General features: G+C 66.2%; 15 protein-coding genes and 2 pseudogenes. 5 read left to right on the top strand and 12 right to left on the bottom strand.

Annotation, left to right across the window (positions count from 1 at the left end):
- Positions 1 to 7: 7 nt before the first annotated feature.
- Positions 8 to 1,369, bottom strand: a complete 1,362-nt coding sequence (locus K3148_RS06830) for a hypothetical protein (RefSeq protein ID WP_221426545.1) — start codon at positions 1,367 to 1,369, stop codon at positions 8 to 10.
- A 54-nt stretch (positions 1,370 to 1,423) separates the two neighbouring features.
- Entirely contained in the window at positions 1,424 to 2,896 is a 1,473-nt protein-coding gene (locus K3148_RS06825; RefSeq protein ID WP_221426544.1) for a VIT domain-containing protein, read from the bottom strand.
- A gap of 157 nt (positions 2,897 to 3,053) precedes the next feature.
- Between K3148_RS06825 and K3148_RS06820 the strand changes: the two genes are divergently transcribed.
- The 4 genes and pseudogenes from K3148_RS06820 (at position 3,054) to asd (ending at position 5,378) form a co-directional block, all read left to right on the top strand.
- Complete coding sequence (locus K3148_RS06820; RefSeq protein WP_221426543.1) at positions 3,054 to 3,944, top strand: SPFH domain-containing protein; 891 nt, start codon at positions 3,054 to 3,056, stop codon at positions 3,942 to 3,944.
- A gap of 16 nt (positions 3,945 to 3,960) precedes the next feature.
- A pseudogene (locus tag K3148_RS06815) lies at positions 3,961 to 4,164 on the top strand (type II toxin-antitoxin system antitoxin); the annotation flags it as partial.
- A gap of 61 nt (positions 4,165 to 4,225) precedes the next feature.
- Entirely contained in the window at positions 4,226 to 4,489 is a 264-nt protein-coding gene (locus K3148_RS06810; RefSeq protein WP_221426541.1) for a DksA/TraR family C4-type zinc finger protein, read from the top strand.
- Between the two features lie 28 nt (positions 4,490 to 4,517).
- Positions 4,518 to 5,378, top strand: a complete 861-nt coding sequence (asd, locus tag K3148_RS06805; RefSeq protein WP_221426540.1) for an archaetidylserine decarboxylase — start codon at positions 4,518 to 4,520, stop codon at positions 5,376 to 5,378.
- Here asd and K3148_RS06800 read toward each other — a convergent pair.
- The 8 genes from K3148_RS06800 to pabB form a co-directional block, all read right to left on the bottom strand.
- Positions 5,357 to 5,857: a GNAT family N-acetyltransferase gene (locus tag K3148_RS06800; protein ID WP_221426539.1), complete on the bottom strand. Its 501-nt coding sequence runs from the start codon at positions 5,855 to 5,857 to the stop codon at positions 5,357 to 5,359. The two genes, asd and K3148_RS06800, sit on opposite strands and share 22 nt — an antisense overlap.
- Complete coding sequence (gene ribA, locus K3148_RS06795; RefSeq protein ID WP_221426538.1) at positions 5,854 to 6,876, bottom strand: GTP cyclohydrolase II; 1,023 nt, start codon at positions 6,874 to 6,876, stop codon at positions 5,854 to 5,856. The genes K3148_RS06800 and ribA overlap by 4 nt, the downstream gene beginning before the upstream one ends.
- Positions 6,877 to 6,917: 41 nt before the next feature.
- Positions 6,918 to 7,709 carry an exodeoxyribonuclease III gene (gene xth / locus K3148_RS06790; RefSeq protein ID WP_221426537.1) on the bottom strand — a complete coding sequence of 264 codons (792 nt, stop codon included), beginning with the start codon at positions 7,707 to 7,709 and terminating at the stop codon, positions 6,918 to 6,920.
- 264 nt (positions 7,710 to 7,973) lie between these two features.
- Positions 7,974 to 8,636, bottom strand: coding sequence for a LolA family protein (locus K3148_RS06785; protein WP_221426536.1), 663 nt, complete (start codon positions 8,634 to 8,636; stop codon positions 7,974 to 7,976).
- A 100-nt stretch (positions 8,637 to 8,736) separates the two neighbouring features.
- Positions 8,737 to 8,904 (bottom strand): 50S ribosomal protein L33, encoded by a 168-nt coding sequence (rpmG, locus tag K3148_RS06780; RefSeq protein WP_006832561.1) that lies wholly within the window; start codon positions 8,902 to 8,904, stop codon positions 8,737 to 8,739.
- Between the two features lie 145 nt (positions 8,905 to 9,049).
- Positions 9,050 to 9,454, bottom strand: coding sequence for an alternative ribosome rescue aminoacyl-tRNA hydrolase ArfB (gene arfB / locus K3148_RS06775; protein ID WP_221426535.1), 405 nt, complete (start codon positions 9,452 to 9,454; stop codon positions 9,050 to 9,052).
- On the bottom strand, positions 9,447 to 10,103 hold the full coding sequence (locus K3148_RS06770; RefSeq protein WP_221426534.1) for an RluA family pseudouridine synthase: 657 nt from the start codon (positions 10,101 to 10,103) through the stop codon (positions 9,447 to 9,449). The genes arfB and K3148_RS06770 overlap by 8 nt, the downstream gene beginning before the upstream one ends.
- Positions 10,104 to 10,216: 113 nt before the next feature.
- Entirely contained in the window at positions 10,217 to 12,025 is a 1,809-nt protein-coding gene (gene pabB / locus K3148_RS06765) for an aminodeoxychorismate synthase component I (RefSeq protein ID WP_221426533.1), read from the bottom strand.
- Positions 12,026 to 12,129: 104 nt separating this feature from the next.
- Here pabB and K3148_RS06760 point away from each other — a divergent pair.
- A pseudogene (locus K3148_RS06760) lies at positions 12,130 to 13,671 on the top strand (helicase HerA-like domain-containing protein); the annotation flags it as partial.
- Here the strand turns inward: K3148_RS06760 and K3148_RS06755 are convergent.
- Positions 13,668 to 15,101 carry a sensor histidine kinase gene (locus K3148_RS06755; protein ID WP_221426531.1) on the bottom strand — a complete coding sequence of 478 codons (1,434 nt, stop codon included), beginning with the start codon at positions 15,099 to 15,101 and terminating at the stop codon, positions 13,668 to 13,670. The pseudogene K3148_RS06760 and the gene K3148_RS06755 sit on opposite strands and share 4 nt — an antisense overlap.
- The gene (locus K3148_RS06750; protein WP_221426530.1) at positions 15,098 to 15,832 is read right to left on the bottom strand and encodes a response regulator; all 735 of its coding nucleotides are present in this window, start codon (positions 15,830 to 15,832) and stop codon (positions 15,098 to 15,100) included. Before K3148_RS06750 ends, K3148_RS06755 begins: the two co-directional genes overlap by 4 nt.
- Between the last annotated feature and the right edge of the window lie 32 nt (positions 15,833 to 15,864).

Raw genomic sequence — 15,864 nt, 5'->3', positions numbered from 1 at the left:
GGAGGCCCTACTCCTTGCCGAACTCGATCATGGCGACAGGCCGCGTGTTGCCGCTCTGGTTGCGATCCGGCCCGCGCTGGAACGTCACGTCGACATCGACCAGCGCCGCCTCGGCCGAACGCCTCGCGAAGCCGCGCCACAGCCGCACCAGCACATGGCCCGCGCCGTTGGGATTGATGCGGTCCGCCCGGAAGCCGTTCGCGCGCACTTCGTACGTGCCTTCCTGTGCCACCCGGTCGAGATATTCCTCCGGCCCGAAGCCTTGCGTTATGTCGTTCGAGATCGTCCCGCCGCCGCTGCTCAGCCGGTAGCTGTACATCACCCGCTCGCCATTGGGCTCGTCCACCCACAGGTCGATATCGGCGTCGGGCGCGGTCCATTCGATCACCACGCGCATGTCGGTGTCGAGCAGCGCCACCAGATCTTCGTCGAGAACCCAGCTGCCACCGCGCTCCTCGATCAGCGGGATGAGCGCGTTGGCCTCCATCAGGGCAATGACCTCGATCCCGTCATAGGCGCCTTCGAAAGGCTTGAGAGCCACTTCGGTGAGCAGGGCGAAGGCACGTTCGAGATCGGCCAGACCGGCCTCCCCCGCAGTCGCCTGCCCGCGCGCCGCCAAGGCCAGCGCCAGCTGGCGCTTGGGCTGCGGGCGATGTGGCGCGCGGGCCGCGTAACGCTCGAGCAGCGCAATGGCGCGGTCGTACTGCCCATCGCGTTCGAGCCGGAAAGCGACGATCTGCGCCGTCTCGTCATTGGCATCGGGCGTGTCGAGCGCCGACAGGCTCAGCGCCGCCGCGGTGTGCGTGTCGCCTTTCAGGCGGAAACACTCGGCCGCATCGAGATAGAAAGCGGGGAGCGCGCCATACTCCGCTTCCAGCCGGTCCAGTTCGGCAAGCGGGTCCTGCGCTTGGTCGAGCAGGGTGAAATAGGGCTGGTCGGACAGCTCGCCCGCCATAGTGAGCCTGCTCTGCCGCTCGGCAGGCATCTCCTCGGCCGCTTCCACCGTCACGGCGGCCGGCGTGTCGAAGGAGCTGTCGCTTTGTCTGCGCGCTCCGGTGACGATGATCACCCCTCCTTGCGCCTCATCAGCGGCATCCTGAGGCCTGGCTGGCGGAGGCGTCTCGCGTGCGAAGAATTCCGTAGTCCACCAGTCCACGCGATCTTCCCACCGCTCGCGAACCTCGTTGCGATGACCAGCCTCGCGCTGCTTCTGGTCCTCGACATGCGCGTCGAGCTGCTGGCGATACTCGGCCTGCCACTCGGCCCCGAACGCATCCGGCGCAGCGATCTCGGCCTCGATATATTGCTCGGGGCTTTCCAGTACGAGAAAGGCCAGCCCCGAACCCGCGACCTTGTAACGGCGTGCCATGGCGAGCTTCTGCTCGTGCAATTCGGGCCGCATGGCGAGGGCGGCGACCTGTTGCTATGCCCACAGCGCGCCCGGACCGTCCGAGGCAATGGCATCACCGCGTGGCCGGCCGATGCGGCGCGTGGCGCTTGCTCCGTCGCCGCTGCGATAGGTCACATCCCAGAACGCTGAAGCTCCGGCAGGAGCGACCAGCGCCAGTTCCCCGGCGGAGGCAGCGAGCTGGCGGAAAGATACCTCTTCGCCCTCGTCGTCGCGCAGGGCCGTGACCGAAGCCATCCCCTGCGATAGCCGCGCGGCCAGCTGGTCCGCATTCTCAGCCGTCAGCCGAACCACCTCTCCGCCAGACGCTGCGGCAAGCGCATCGAGCCGCGCGCTGTCTGCGCTGCGCGACGAAGATACCAGCGCGGTCGGGCAGTCGGGCGTAAATGCGGTCGCGAAATCGACCGTGGCCTCACCATCGGTGAACAAGAGGCACTGGCTCGCTTGCTCCAGTTCGAGATCGGTCAGACCGGCAAGGGAGGTCGCGCCGCGATAGGTCTGCGCCTCAAGCACCCCGCGCAGCGCGCGTGTGTCGGTGAGCGAGTTGACGACCGGCTCGTCCGAGGCGAAGCTGACGATATCGATGGCAGAGGGGCGGGTCCGCTCGACCAGCGCTTCGATCATCGCGATTTCCTGTTCGAGCAAATCGTCGCGGCGCGAGAGCGAGCGGTCCCAGTAAATTCGCAAGCGCCCTTCCGGCTGGATCGCTCTTCCCTCGGGCAAGTCGTCCAGCGTCAACGCGAGAAACGCCTCGCCCGTCTCGTGCACGGCCAGCACCGCACCGGCATGGCGTCCGGCGGCGATGTAGAACCCCTCGTCGAGGCGGAAGCCCTGCCGTTCGATGCGCGCCGTGTAGCCGTCGCCCTGCCGCTCGAAGCGCAAGCTGTCGCCGTCGAACCGTGCCTCGGGCGGCTGCGCATAGCCGGCCGCCTCGATCCGCACGGTCGCCAGCCCGACGTCCTGCGTGGCGAGCAGTGGCAGGTGGAGTCCGCGATCGGGATCGAGCGCGGTTACGAAGCTGAGGCGGATGCGCCGCGGCTTGCCCTTGGTGAGGGGGTAAATGCGCGTGTCGAACCGGTTTCCGGTAACTTCGGCGAGACCGGGATCGATCCGCCCGCGCACCTCGTCCTCATAGACTTCGCGCGCCCGCGTCTGTTCGAGCAGCGAGCCGGGGATCATCCGTCCGTCGACCGACAGCGCGTAGCCCGTCACCACCGCACCTTCGGGCAGGAGCAGCGACAGGCGCGCTTCGTCGTCCTGCCGGTTGTCGGTCGCCAGCTCCATTTCGAGCGTGACCTGCGCCGTCGGCCCTGCAAGGCGCACCGCCATGTCCATCGCGGTGATCCGGATTCGGCTGGTGTCGGCCTCTTCGCCCGCATCAACGCCGCCCTGATAGGCCGTGATCTGCGGATTGGCCTGCTGCTGCGACAGGGCCGGTTGCGCGGCCAAAAGTGCCACTCCTGCCAGCCAGTACATCCGATTTCCCATGCGCAACACCTTTTTCAATCAAGCACTTGAACCTAGGGCCGGACCCACGACCCGACAAGCCGCAGCCGAGTCCGCTTGACGGTAGCGCCCTGCGATATAGGTATGATATCATAATTATATTACAGGGGATCGATCAATGTCTGTTGAGCTGACCGGAATGAAGACAAGCCGCGAAAGCGCGGCGACCAGCTACAGCGGCTATGTCATGCTGCTTGTCCTCGTGATCGTGGTGGCGGCGCTCGCCTTCATCCTCCCCGGTATGGCGCCCGGCGATGGCGCGACCAAGGCGATGAAACTCGGCTTCGTCGGAATGCTCGTGGTGTCGCTTATCGGCGTGCTGATCCTCGCCTCCGGTTTCTTCATGATCCAGCCGAACCAGGCCGCGGTGATCACGCTGTTCGGCGAATATCGCGGGTCGGAGCGTACCGAGGGCCTGCGCTGGGTCTGGCCGTGGATGGGCAAGAACAAGATCAGCGCCCGCGCGCACAATATCCATTCCGACCGCGTGAAGATCAACGACCTGCGCGGCAACCCGATAGAGATCGCCTGCAACGTGGTCTGGCGCGTGCGCGACACGGCGCAGGCGAGCTTCGACGTCGACGATTACAAGGAGTTCGTGAACATCCAGATCGAGGCGGGCTTGCGGACGGTGGGTTCGCGCCATCCCTATGACGATTTCGAAGGCGAGGAAGTGACACTCCGCGGCAGCGCCGACGTGGTCAATCGCGAGCTGCTCGAGGAACTCAACGACCGCCTGAAGGCGGCCGGTGTCGTGGTCGACGAGGCCGGTCTCACCCACCTTGCCTATGCGAGCGAAATCGCCAGTGCCATGCTCAAGCGCCAGCAGGCCGATGCCATCATCGCGGCGCGCGCCAAGATCGTGCTGGGCGCCGTCGGCATGGTCGAGGACGCGCTGACCAAGCTGTCGCAGGACGGTATCGTCGAGATGGACGACGAACGCCGCGCCGCCATGGTCTCCAACCTGATGGTCGTGCTGTGCGGCGAAAAGGACGCGCATCCGGTGGTGAACGCCGGATCGCTCTACTGAGCCGGAGCCCGCGCGGGATACTCCCATGCCGCAGAAGAAAGCCTTCGCCTTGCGTCTCGACCCGGCCGTCCACGCCGCGGTCGAGCGCGTGGCTGCGGACGAGTTGCGCAGCGCCAACGCCCAGATCGAGATGCTCCTGCGCGAGGCATTGAAGGCGCGCGGGATCGCGGTGAAGCACACCCCCGCGCCGCGCCGCGGCCGCCCGCCGAGCTCCGACTAGTCCGGCCTCCCGCAGGAACGCTGCCCGCCCCTTGCCCGTTCGGGGAAGGAAGGAGCATGACATGGCAGGCGGTTGGGCGCGCGACGGCGCCGTTCAGGACCAGATCGACGATACGGTCAGCGACGCGGTGAGCGCCGCGCGGGCGCGGATGCCCAGGGGCGAGAGCGCGAAATATTGCGACGAATGTGGCGAAGATATCCCGGAGCGCCGGCGCGAGGCGCTCCCCGGCGTGCGGACCTGCGTCCAGTGCCAGTCGGGCCGAGACGCCGCCACGCGCCAATCGGGCATCAACCGCCGCGGCAGCAAGGACAGCCAGTTGCGCTGAGGCGCGGCTCGGTCCAAGGCCCTCTCCCATGAGTTCACCCTTCATCTGGCTCCAGCACGCCCTGCCCCACCACGCCGTCTCGCGCGGGGCGGGCAAGATCGCCTCCTCCGAAGTGCCCTTCATCAAGAACACGCTCATCCGGCGCTTTATCGCGGCCTATGACGTGGACATGAGCGAGGCCGCGCGCGGGGCGGAGGAGTTCAAAAGTTTCAACGATTTCTTCACCCGCGAACTGAAGCCCGGAATGCGCCCGCTGGCGGATAGCGCCACGCATATCCTCAGCCCCGCCGATGGCGCGGTCAGCCAGATCGGCCTTATCGAGGACGACCGCATTTTCCAGGCCAAGGGTCGGCATTTCACCGCCACCCAGCTGCTCGGCGGCGATGCGGAGGCGGCGGAGCGGTTCGAGGGCGGCAGTTTTGCCACCATCTACCTCTCCCCGCGCGACTATCACCGCGTCCATATGCCTGCCGCCGGATCGCTGCGCAGCACGACCTATGTGCCGGGCGAGCTGTTCTCGGTGAATCAGGTCACGGCGGAGAATGTCGACGGCCTCTTCGCCCGCAACGAGCGATTGTCCTGCCTCTTCGACGGACCCGATGGCCTCTTCGCGAGCATCATGGTCGGCGCGATGATCGTGGCGGGGATCGAGACCGTGTGGAACGGCCTCGTCGAAACGCACAACCCCAGGCTGGTGCGCGAGGAGTTCTCTGCGGACAACCACGCCTTCAAGGCGGGCGACGAGATGGGCCGTTTCATCCTCGGCTCGACCGTGGTGCTGCTGTTCGAACCCGGCAGGGTCAAATGGGATGCAAGCCTCAAGGCCGGCGATGCCGTCCGCATGGGACAGGCGATCGGCAAGCGGCTTCAGGTGAAGGCAGGCGCGTAGGTCACGGTCCCGCTGGGCGGATCGCCGTCCAGCACCAACCTCTGGAAATACTCCGCTGGCGGGCCGGGATAGGCGAGCTTCGGGTCGTGCTCGAAGCCGAAGCGCGTGTAATAGGCCGGTTCGCCCAGCAGCACGATGCCGCGCGCGCCCTGACTGCGCGTATCGGCGATGGCGCGCTGCATGAGGCGCAGCCCCACCCCTTCGCGCTGGCAGGACGGCAGCACGCTGATCGGACCGAGGCCAAACCAGCCCGTCGTCCCGTCCGAAATCTTTACCGGCGAGACCGCGACGTGGCCCACGATCCGCTCGCCGTCCTCGGCCACCAGCGAGAGCGCCAGATCACCCTCAGCGCGCAGGCGTTCGACAATGGCGACTTCGCTCCCGTCGCTGTGCTCGACTTCGGCAAAGGCGGCTTCGGTGACGACCGCGATCTGCGCGTGGTCGGCCGGGCTTTCCGGGCGGATGGTCAGCGCGCTCATGGAAGGATGTGCCCCGCCCGGTCGCGCTTGGTGGCGAGATAGCGGGCGTTGTGCGGGTTGTCGGGCAGCGAGTGGGGCACGCGTTCGGATACGTCGACGCCCTCGGCCACAAGCGCGTCGACCTTGGCCGGGTTGTTGGTCATCAGGCGGATCTTCTTCACGCCCAAAAGGGCGAGCATGCGCGCGGCGGTGGGAAAATCGCGCGCCTCGTCGGGCAGGCCGAGCCGCGTGTTCGCATCGACCGTGTCGAAACCCTGATCCTGCAAGCGATAGGCGCGCAACTTGTTGACGAGGCCGATGCCGCGCCCTTCCTGCCGCATATAAAGGAGGACGCCCCACCCGCCCTTGTCCGCTTCGTCGCTCATGGCGTGCAGCGCCGCGTCGAGCTGCGGGCCGCAATCGCATTTGAGGCTGCCGAGGATGTCGCCGGTGAGGCACTCGGAATGGAGCCGCACCAGCGGGGCGACATCGGCGCGCTGCTCGCCGATCACCAGCGCGATGTGCTCGCGCGTGTCGTCCGGGCTGCGGAAGGCGACGATGCGCGCGCCCTCGGCGGCGGCGACGGGCAGCTTCGCGCGCGAAGCGATGCGCAGGCGCTGCGGGTCGGTGAAAGCATCAACATCGCTCGCGGCGAGATACGCGGCCTCGCCAGCGCCTTGCGGATCGACGAGAAAGGCCGGGAGAATGCCGGCAATCCGTGCGAGTTCCAGCGCGGCGCGCGCCTGTTCCTCCCATTCAAGCGGCAGCGCCTTGAACGGCCCCTTCATTGGGCTTTGCAGATCGAGCGCGGGGTCGGCCACCGCCAGCGCGGCGGGCAGGTCGAACGTTTCGGCCCCGCGCATCAGCACGGGCGTGCGCGGCACGGCGGCTTCGCGCTGGTTGGCGAGTTTCAGCGTGGCGGCGCGGGTGGTCGATAGCAGCATCGCTTCGCCCGAAACATCGGAGAACGCGGTCTCGACCGGCTGCAACAAAGGCGCGCCCTCGATCGCCAGCGGCCAGCCGTGGCGCAGCGCGTCCACCGCAAGCGCCGCCCGGCGCGATGGAGAGGGCGCGGGCTCGCTCAGATGTCGAACTCCGTCACCAGCGGCACGTGGTCGGAGGGCTTTTCCCAGTCGCGGGCGTATTCGTGGACCGAGTGCCGGCTTGCCTGCTTCGCCAGTTCGGGACTTGCCCACATATGGTCGAGACGGCGGCCGCGATCGTTCGCTTTCCAGTCCTTCGCGCGGTAACTCCACCAGCTGTAGTAGCGTTCGGGCGCCTTGATGTGCTCGCGCCCGATATCGGACCAGCCATGCGCGTCCATGAAGCGCTGCAGGCTCTCGACCTCGATCGGCGTGTGGCTGACGACCTTGAGCAGTTGCTTGTGGTTCCACACGTCGCTTTCGAGCGGTGCGATGTTGAAATCGCCGACGATGAGCGTTGGACGGTCGACCTTGTCGGCCCAGCGGGTCATGCGTTCGAGAAAGTCGAGTTTCTGGCCGAACTTGGGGTTCACCTCGCGGTTCGGCTCGTCGCCGCCTGCAGGTACATAGACATTCTCGACGATCATGCCGTCATGCTCGGGAAGTTCCACGCCCACATGGCGCGCCTCGCCATTGTCCTGCCAGTCATGGCGCGAAAACTCGCGGATCGGCACGCGGCTGACCGTGGCGACGCCGTGGTAGCCCTTCTGGCCATGCACCGCGATATGCTCGTAGCCGAGCGCCTTGAACGCCTCGTAGGGGAACTGGTGCTCCTGGCACTTGATCTCCTGCAGGCAGAGCACGTCGGGCGCCATCTCCTTCAGGAAACGCTCGACGATGGGCATGCGAAGGCGAACGGAATTGATATTCCAGGTAGCGACAGAAACCATGGCGCGGGAGATAGGGCGCGCGGACGCGAGGGTCCACCCGCAACCCACAACAAAAAACCCTCGAGCCGGGGGCATTGGCTCGAGGGTTCCTTGTGAGCGTTCGTCACGCTTGGACGAAGCGGCTTATAGGGCGGAGCAATCAACAGGGGGGAAATTGCCGCCCACCGCTTCGATGCCTTTATTTTTACGCCCGTTTAAATTGCTGCTCAATGAACATTCGGCCTCGGCGAATCGCAATCGCGAAACGCTTCGTCGCCGAGCCGTTTATCCCGGGCGACGAGACGAACGACGCGGGTCACGGAAGGTGAACGCGCTGTCAGCCACCGACACGCCATAACGGTTGTTCGAAAGGCGCACGGTGGTGCGGTGATTCTGCGAATCGAGCGCCACCCAGTGGGTCAGCCTGAGCCCGCCCGGAGCCGAGGCATCGCGGGCGAAAATCAGCGTGATCACGCCGAATTCCGGACGCTTGGGATCGCGCACCTCGATGCTGACCACGTCAGAATGGCTGGTCGGGATGAGTTTGCCGTATTTTTTGACGTCGCGACTCGGGTCGAGCAGCGCGCCGAGCGGCGAATTCTTGATCGGCCAGCGCTGGACCTGGTTCACCTCGTAGTCGATCATATACATCGACTTGCCGTTCGAGACGACGAGGAGCGGCACGCCCTTTTCGTATTCGAAACGGATCTTTCCAGGACGCTTCAGGGTCATGACGCCCGAGACGGCCTGGCCGTTACGATCGGTCTGGACGAAATTGGCGCGCATGGTCGAAATGCCACGCAGGGCCTCGACCGCCTGGTCGAGATCGCCGGTGGCCGCTTCGACGGGGGCAGGGGCTGCGTAGAAGGACGCAGGGACGCCCACGGCCAGCGCAAGCGCGAGGGCCGAGGCAACGGGTCGATTCTTGAAGAGAGACAAGGTGTTCATGCTCCGTGATGTATAGTCGGAGCATTGAACTGTCACTGAACTAAAGGCGTTCCCGCCGTTCAGCTTGGTGTGCGCCGGAGCGAGCCGGCGCCCCGCCAGATCACTTGATCTTGGCTTCCTTGAATTCGACGTGCTTGCGCGCCACCGGGTCGTACTTCTTGAAGACGAACTTTTCGGTGTGGTTGCGCGGATTCTTCTTCGTCACGTAGTAGAAGCCCGTGTCGGCGGTCGAGACGAGCTTGATCTTGACGGTTGCGGGCTTCGCCATGGCGTGTTCCTAAAGATCTTTCTGATGGGCCGGACCCATTGGCGGGCGTGGCCGAAATAATAAGGGCGGCGCGAGCTGCACCGCCGTGTGGCGCGCCCATTGGGTGATTCACGGGGAAAAGTCAAGCGCGAGGAGCGCCGCAAAGCTACCAATCGACCTTGCCGCGGGTCGCCTTCACCTCGCCGCGCGCTTTCTTGGCCTTCAGGCGCTTCACCTTGCCCACGCGATTGACCCGGCTCTTCTTGCGTTTCTTCGGCGGTGTCAGCGCCTCGCCCAGCAGCGCGACCAGCCGTTCGCGCGCCGCTTCGCGATTCTGTTCCTGCGTGCGGTATTCGTTGGCGGTAAGCACGATCTCGCCCGCCTTGGTGAACTTGCTCCCCGCGATCTCCTTCAGCCGTTCGAAGGCATCGGGGGGCATGCCGAGCTGGAACACGTCGACGCGCAGCTGCACGGCAGTGGCGACCTTGTTGACGTTCTGCCCGCCCGGGCCGGAGGAGGCGATGAATTTTTCCTCGGCTATCTCCAGCGCCCGGTCGGCAATTCTACCCATCCGAAAACCCGAGGGCGGCAAAATCGCGCGGCAGTGGCGCGGCGGCCTCGATCGCGGGCTTGGTCTCGCGCGGGACCATCAACCCTGCGGCGTGAAGCATAGTGCGCGGCGCTCCTTTGCCGGCACCGTAGACTGGGTCACCCAGCAGCGGGAGGCCGAGGCCAGCCTCGCAATGGATGCGAATCTGGTGCGTACGGCCGGTTTCGGGCCGGAATTCGAGCAGCGCCTTGCCGTCATGATCCATCAGCTTGCGCCAGTGGGTGACGGAGGGCTTGCCCTTCTTCGCAGCGATCATCCGCCAGCCTTTCCCCGCGCTGCTGATCTTGGAGAGCGACAGTTCGATCGTGCCTTCCTCGCCTTCGGGAATGCCCGCAAGCACGCCGAGATAGCGCTTCTCGACCAACCGGTCCTCGAAAGCCTTGGCGAAGCGTTTGAGCGCCTTGGGGTTGCGCGCCAGCAGCAGGCAGCCGCTGGTGTCGGTGTCGAGCCGGTGCACGGCGGCGGGCGGGCGCTGGAAACCCAGTTTCAGCTGTTCGAAATGGTCTTCGAGGCAGGGGCCGCCACGCTTGGGGCGATCGACCGAAAGGCCGGCGGGCTTGTCGATGACGAGCGCTTCGCCGTCTTCGAAGATGATTGATAGAGGCTGCATTCTGAAATCCGTTCGCCCTGAGCTTGTCGAAGGGCCGTCCTTCTTTTTCATGACCAGCGCTATAGGGAAGTACGGTGCTTCGACAAGCTCAGCACGAACGGAACTCTATTTTTCTATTTTGCAAGCTTCGCCTTCATCAGGCCGCGCAGCGCGTTTCCGAGGAAGAAACCGTCCTCGAGATCGGCAATGTTGAGTTCGGCCTCGCGCGCCTTGCCCTCGTCGAGGAGCGACTGGCGATACACGCCGGGCAAAAGGCCGAGCGTGGCGGGCGGCGTGAGCAATAGGCCATCGCGCTCAACAAAGATACTGGTCACGCAGCCTTCGGTAAGGAGGCCGTCCTCGCGCACGAACAGCGCCTCTTGCGCCCCGGCACGGTGGGCGACGCGCTGGCCGTCCTCGTAAAAGCCGCGGTCGCTGGTCTTGTGGCGCAGGCGCCAGTCGCCCGGATCGACGGGGAGCGGGAGGACGATGCATTGCGCCGGCTCGCCCCAGGCCTCGGGCATCGGACCCGCTTCCAGTGCCACCGCGCCGCTGCGGCTGGCGAGCAGGCGCACGCGGCTGGGGCCTTCGAGCACGAAGCAGCAGGCGTGCATCTGGTTGCGCGCCTCGTGGCGGTCGAAGCTGAAGCCCAATTCGGCGGCGCTTTGCTTCATCCGCGCCAGATGGCTTTCGAGCAGCGGGATGCCCTCCTCGGGCGTGAAGCGCATCGTCTCGATAAGGTCGAATTGCGCCGCGCGGTTCTCGGGCGAGCTTTTGTTGGCGAAGGAGCCTTTCAGCAGCGCCTCGCGCCATTCGGTGCGCGGCTCGCTGTCGGCAACGATTGCTCCGCCCACGCCCAGCACGGCCTTGCCGCGCGCGTTCTCGATCTCGGTCAGGCGCAGCGTGCGGATCGCAACATTGAAGGCTGCATCGCCATCCGTGCCGATCCGCCCGATGGCCCCGCAGTAGGGACCACGCGGCTCGCGCTCGACCTCGTCGATCAGCTCCATCGCGCGGATCTTGGGCGCGCCGGTGATCGACCCGCAGGGGAACAGCGCGCGCACAAGGTCGGTCGCCCCCATCCCTTCGCGCAGCTGCGCGCGCACCACGCTCACCATCTGGTGGACGGTGGGATAGCTTTCGATCGCGAAGGGTTCGTCCACGCGCACGCTGCCCGCCTCGGCCACGCGGGCCAGATCGTTGCGCATGAGGTCGACGATCATGAGGTTCTCGGCCTTGTCCTTGACCGATCCGGCCAGTTCTTCGGCCAGAGCCTTATCCTGGACTTCATCGGCAGCGCGCGGGCGCGTGCCCTTCATCGGCTTGGCCTTGGCCTCGCTTCCTTTCAGCGACACGAACAGTTCGGGCGAAAGGCTCAAGAGCCAGTGCGAGCCGTCGAAGATCACCCCGCCATAGCCCGCCTGCGCCGCCGGTCGCAGCGCCGCGTAGAGACCCAGCGGGTCGCCGGTGAAATTGCCCGCCAGCGGGAAGGTCAAATTCGCCTGGTAGATATCGCCCGCGCGGATCGCTTCCTGCAGGCGCTCGAACGCCTGCTCGTAGCCGCCCGGCGAAAGCTGCGGTTCGAGCGGGCCGACGCTGCCGGGCCCTTGTGCCCGTGCGGATAGCCAAGCGGGCATGGCGTCGGCGGCAATCCGCTCCGGCGCGGCGAACAGGCCGAGCCAGACCAGCGGCCCCGCCCCACCCGTCTTCGCATCGGCAAGCAAAGCAAGCCGGTCCTCCAGCGCAAGGCCTGCTTCGTAAGCGATATAGCCGGCAAGCTCGCCGCCTTGCGCCCTCGCCGCCTCGGCCTCTGCCAGCACGCTGCGCACATCCTCGGGCCGGTGGGCGACAAAGACCTGCTGCGGATTTTCATAGAGCAGCGCATCGGCCGCGCCGCTGCTGCGCGCATCGTCCAGCAAAACGAAGGGAGGTGTGCCCGCCATTGAACCCAAGCATTTACAGTCCTTGCGGCTCAAGTCGAGCGATTGCTTGACCTTAACCTGCGTGACAGGTCACATCGCGGCTCGAATACGACACACGAAAGACACGGGACGGGCAAGGCATGAGCACAATCTTCCTCGGGCTGGGAGCGGATGGCGAGAACCAGCACCTGCGGCTGGACCAGGCCAATCGCCACGGGCTGATCGCAGGCGCGACCGGCACCGGCAAGACGGTCACATTGCAGGGCCTCGCGGAGAGCTTTTCCGCGAATGGCGTCCCCGTGTTCGTCGCCGACGTGAAGGGCGATCTTGCCGGCATTTCCATGGCCGGATCACCGCAGTTCAAGCACGCCGACAAGCTGGAGGGGCGCGCAAAGGAATTGGGCATGGACGACTATGCCTATTCCGATAACGCCGCCGTCTTCTGGGACCTTTACGGCGAAAAAGGCTTCCCGATCCGCACGACGATTTCTGAAATGGGCCCGCTGCTCCTCGCGAGGTTGCTGGACCTCAACGAAACGCAGGAAGGCGTGCTCAACATCGTCTTCCGTTATGCGGACGAGAACAACCTGCTGCTGCTCGACCTCGGCGACCTGCAGGCCATGCTGACCTTCGCCTATGAGAACGCCAAGGACCTCTCGGGCAAATACGGCAATGTTTCGAAGGCCAGCGTCGGCGCGATCCAGCGCCAGTTGCTGAGTTTCGAGAGCCAGGGCGCAGACATGTTCTTCGGCGAGCCGGCGCTGGAGATCGACGATTTTCTTAGCGTGGACGAACAAGGCCGCGGCATCATCAACGTGCTCGCCGCCGACAAGCTGATGCGCAGCCCCAAGCTTTACGCCACCTTCCTGCTCTGGCTGCTCGCCGAACTGTTCGAAACGCTGCCCGAGGTGGGCGATCCGGAAAAGCCGAAGCTGGTGTTCTTCTTCGACGAGGCACACCTCCTCTTCGACGACGCGCCCGAGGCGCTGGAGGACAAGGTCGAGCAGGTCGTGCGCCTGATCCGCTCCAAGGGTGTGGGCGTTTTCTTCGTGACGCAGAATCCGATCGACATTCCCGAAAAGATCGCCGGACAGCTGGGCAACCGTGTTCAGCACGCGCTGCGCGCCTTCACCCCGCGCGACCAGCGGGCGATTCGCGCAGCGGCGGAGACCTTTCGCATCAATCCCGATCTCGATGTCGAAGAGGCGATCACCCAGCTCAAGGTCGGCGAGGCGCTGGTCTCCACGCTCGACGAGGATGGCGCGCCCGGCGTGGTGCAGCGCACGCTGATCAAGCCGCCACATTCGCGCCTCGGCCCGGTGACCGAGAAGGAGCGCAAGATCATCAATTCGGTGAGCGATCTCGACGGCAAGTATGACGACACCGTCGACCGCGAGAGCGCGGAGGAAGTGCTCGCCGCCAAGACCGCCGATGCCGCCGCCACCGCAGCCGAGGTGGAGGCAAAGGGCCGCGAGGAAGTGCGTAAGCGCGAGCGCAAGACGACAAGTATGTGGACCAAGGCGGGCAAGGCCGCGGCGACGGCGGCCGCCGGGTCGCTCAGTTCGGTCGCGGTGGCTGCCGTGCTGGGCAAGAAATCGCGCGCCGATCCGGTCCGCACCGGCCTCAACGCCTTCGTGCGCAATATCGTCGGCGGGTTGATGCGCTAGAGCGGCAGACGCAGTTCCGCGACGAGACCACCTTCGGGGCGGTTGGCGAGGACGAGCCTTCCGCCGTGCTGTTCGGCCACCGCGCGGGCGAGCGTGAGGCCGAGTCCCGCCCCGCCTGTGGCGCGGTTGCGGCTCGCCTCGCCGCGGGTGAAGGGCTCCATCATGTCGGCGATGCGGTCTTCGGGAATGCCTGGGCCGTTGTCCTCGACGCGCAGCACGGCTTCCCACCCCTCCGTCGTGACGACCACCCGCGCATCGCCGCCATAGCGCAGCGCGTTGGAGACGAGGTTGCGCAAACCCCGCTTGAGCCAGGTCAGGTGGACCGGCGCCACTACCCGCGCGGCCTCCAGCGCAACGCTCTCGCCGGTGTCCTCGAATTCCTCGACCACCCCGGCGGCCAGGGCGGCAAGATCGGTGCGCTCGGGCGGCGCGTCGGATTTGCCCACGCGGGCGAGCGCGAGGATCTCGTCGAGCGTCTGCGTAATGTCCTCGATACTGTCGACCATTCGCGCGCGGGCCACTTCGTCGATTACGCCCTCGACCCGTACGCGCAGTGCGGCCAGCGGGGTCTTGAGGTCGTGCCCGATCGCGCCGAGCATGACGTCCTTTTCATCCAGCATCGCACCAATCCGCGCTTCCATCGCGTTATGCGCCGCGATGAGCCGCCGCACATCCTCGGGGCCGGCCTCGTCCATGGGGCGGCCCTTGCCCGGATTGCGCGCGAATTCCTCGGTCTGGCGGGTAAGCTTGGCGAGCGGGCCGGTGATGCGGCGCAGGACCAGCCACAGCACGAAGGAAAGGAGCAGCGTCAGCAAGGCTGCGCGCGCCAGAGGGAATACGGGTCCGAAATGCTCGTGCGGGCGGTAGACCGGCGCGCGCACCACGTCCCAACCGTCATCTTGTCGGACACCGGCAATCGCGATCGTGCGCGGCAGGTCGCGCTCGGTGAGACCACGCCGCCGGGCGAGCCGCTCGAGGAATCGCTGGGCCACGGGATCGTCAGCGACCGCACGCTCGACGAGCCTGATGTCCTCGAATTCACGACCGTTGTCGCGAAGCGTTTCGGCGAGGCGCTGCTCGAGTTCTGGCAGTGGCCGGTCACCAGCAAGCGTCGCGAAAATGTCGGCGCGGGTGAAGTCGGTCCCGGCGAAGCGGCGTCCGCCGCGCCGCGGACCCCGTCTCGATTCCCGCCGCGACTCGTCGAGGGCGGGCCGCGGGCCGGGCTGCAATTCCACGGTGAGCGGCCCTGCCTCGCGCAGTCGCTGGGACGCAACGAGGCGCAGGCTGAGCGTGTTGACGAGCGCCGTTTCGACGCGCTGCTTCTCGATCCGCCAGCCGAGGTAGCCGTTGACGCCCTGCACGAGGAAGAGCGTCAGCGCGATGGCCAGAGTGACCTGTCCGAGCAGGCTCTTGGGGATGAAGCGCCTCATCCTTCGTCCGTGGGCACGCGCGTCACATCGGCCCCGAAACGGTAGCCCCCGCCGCGCACGGTCTGGATGAAGTGCGGGTCACGGCTGTCGGCCTCGATCTTGCGGCGCAGGCGGCTGACCTGGTTGTCGACCGCGCGGTCGAACAATTGCGCCTCGCGGCCCTGCACCATGTCGAGCAACCGGTCCCGGTCGAGCACCTGCCGCGGATGATCGCAAAAGGCGCGCAGCATGCGGAATTCGGCGGTCGAGATCGGCACCAAGGCACCCTCGGGATCGGTCAGGCGGCGTTTGAGCGGATCGAGCGTCCAGCCCTCGAAACGATAGGCCATGTCCTCGGCTAGCGCTTCGGCCGCGCGGTCGGCCCGGCGCAGGACCGAGCGGATGCGCGCGACCAGTTCGCGCGGTTCGAAGGGCTTGGTGACATAATCATCGGCGCCGATCTCCAGCCCGATGATGCGATCCATTGCCTCGCCCTTCGCAGTGAGCAGGATGACGGGCAAGTGCCGCGCTTCGACGAGGTGACGGCACAGCGAGAGCCCGTCCTCGCCCGGCATCATGATATCGAGCAGGACGAGATCGGGCGTTTCGGAGCCGAGCAGGCTGCGCGCAGCCGCCGCGCTCTCGGCCTCGCGCACGACGAACCCCTGGCCGGTGAGATACTCGGCCAGGGGTTCGCGCAGGCTCGGCTCGTCATCGACGAGGAGGAGTGTGGTGGGCGCGGTGTCGTTCATTGCCTCGCCGCGCCTACCGTTGCCGGGTCGCA

Origin of the sequence: Qipengyuania aurantiaca (assembly GCF_019711375.1) — a bacterium.
Taxonomy (GTDB): Bacteria; Pseudomonadota; Alphaproteobacteria; order Sphingomonadales; family Sphingomonadaceae; genus Qipengyuania; species Qipengyuania aurantiaca.
This window is presented reverse-complemented; position numbering and strand designations above follow the sequence as displayed.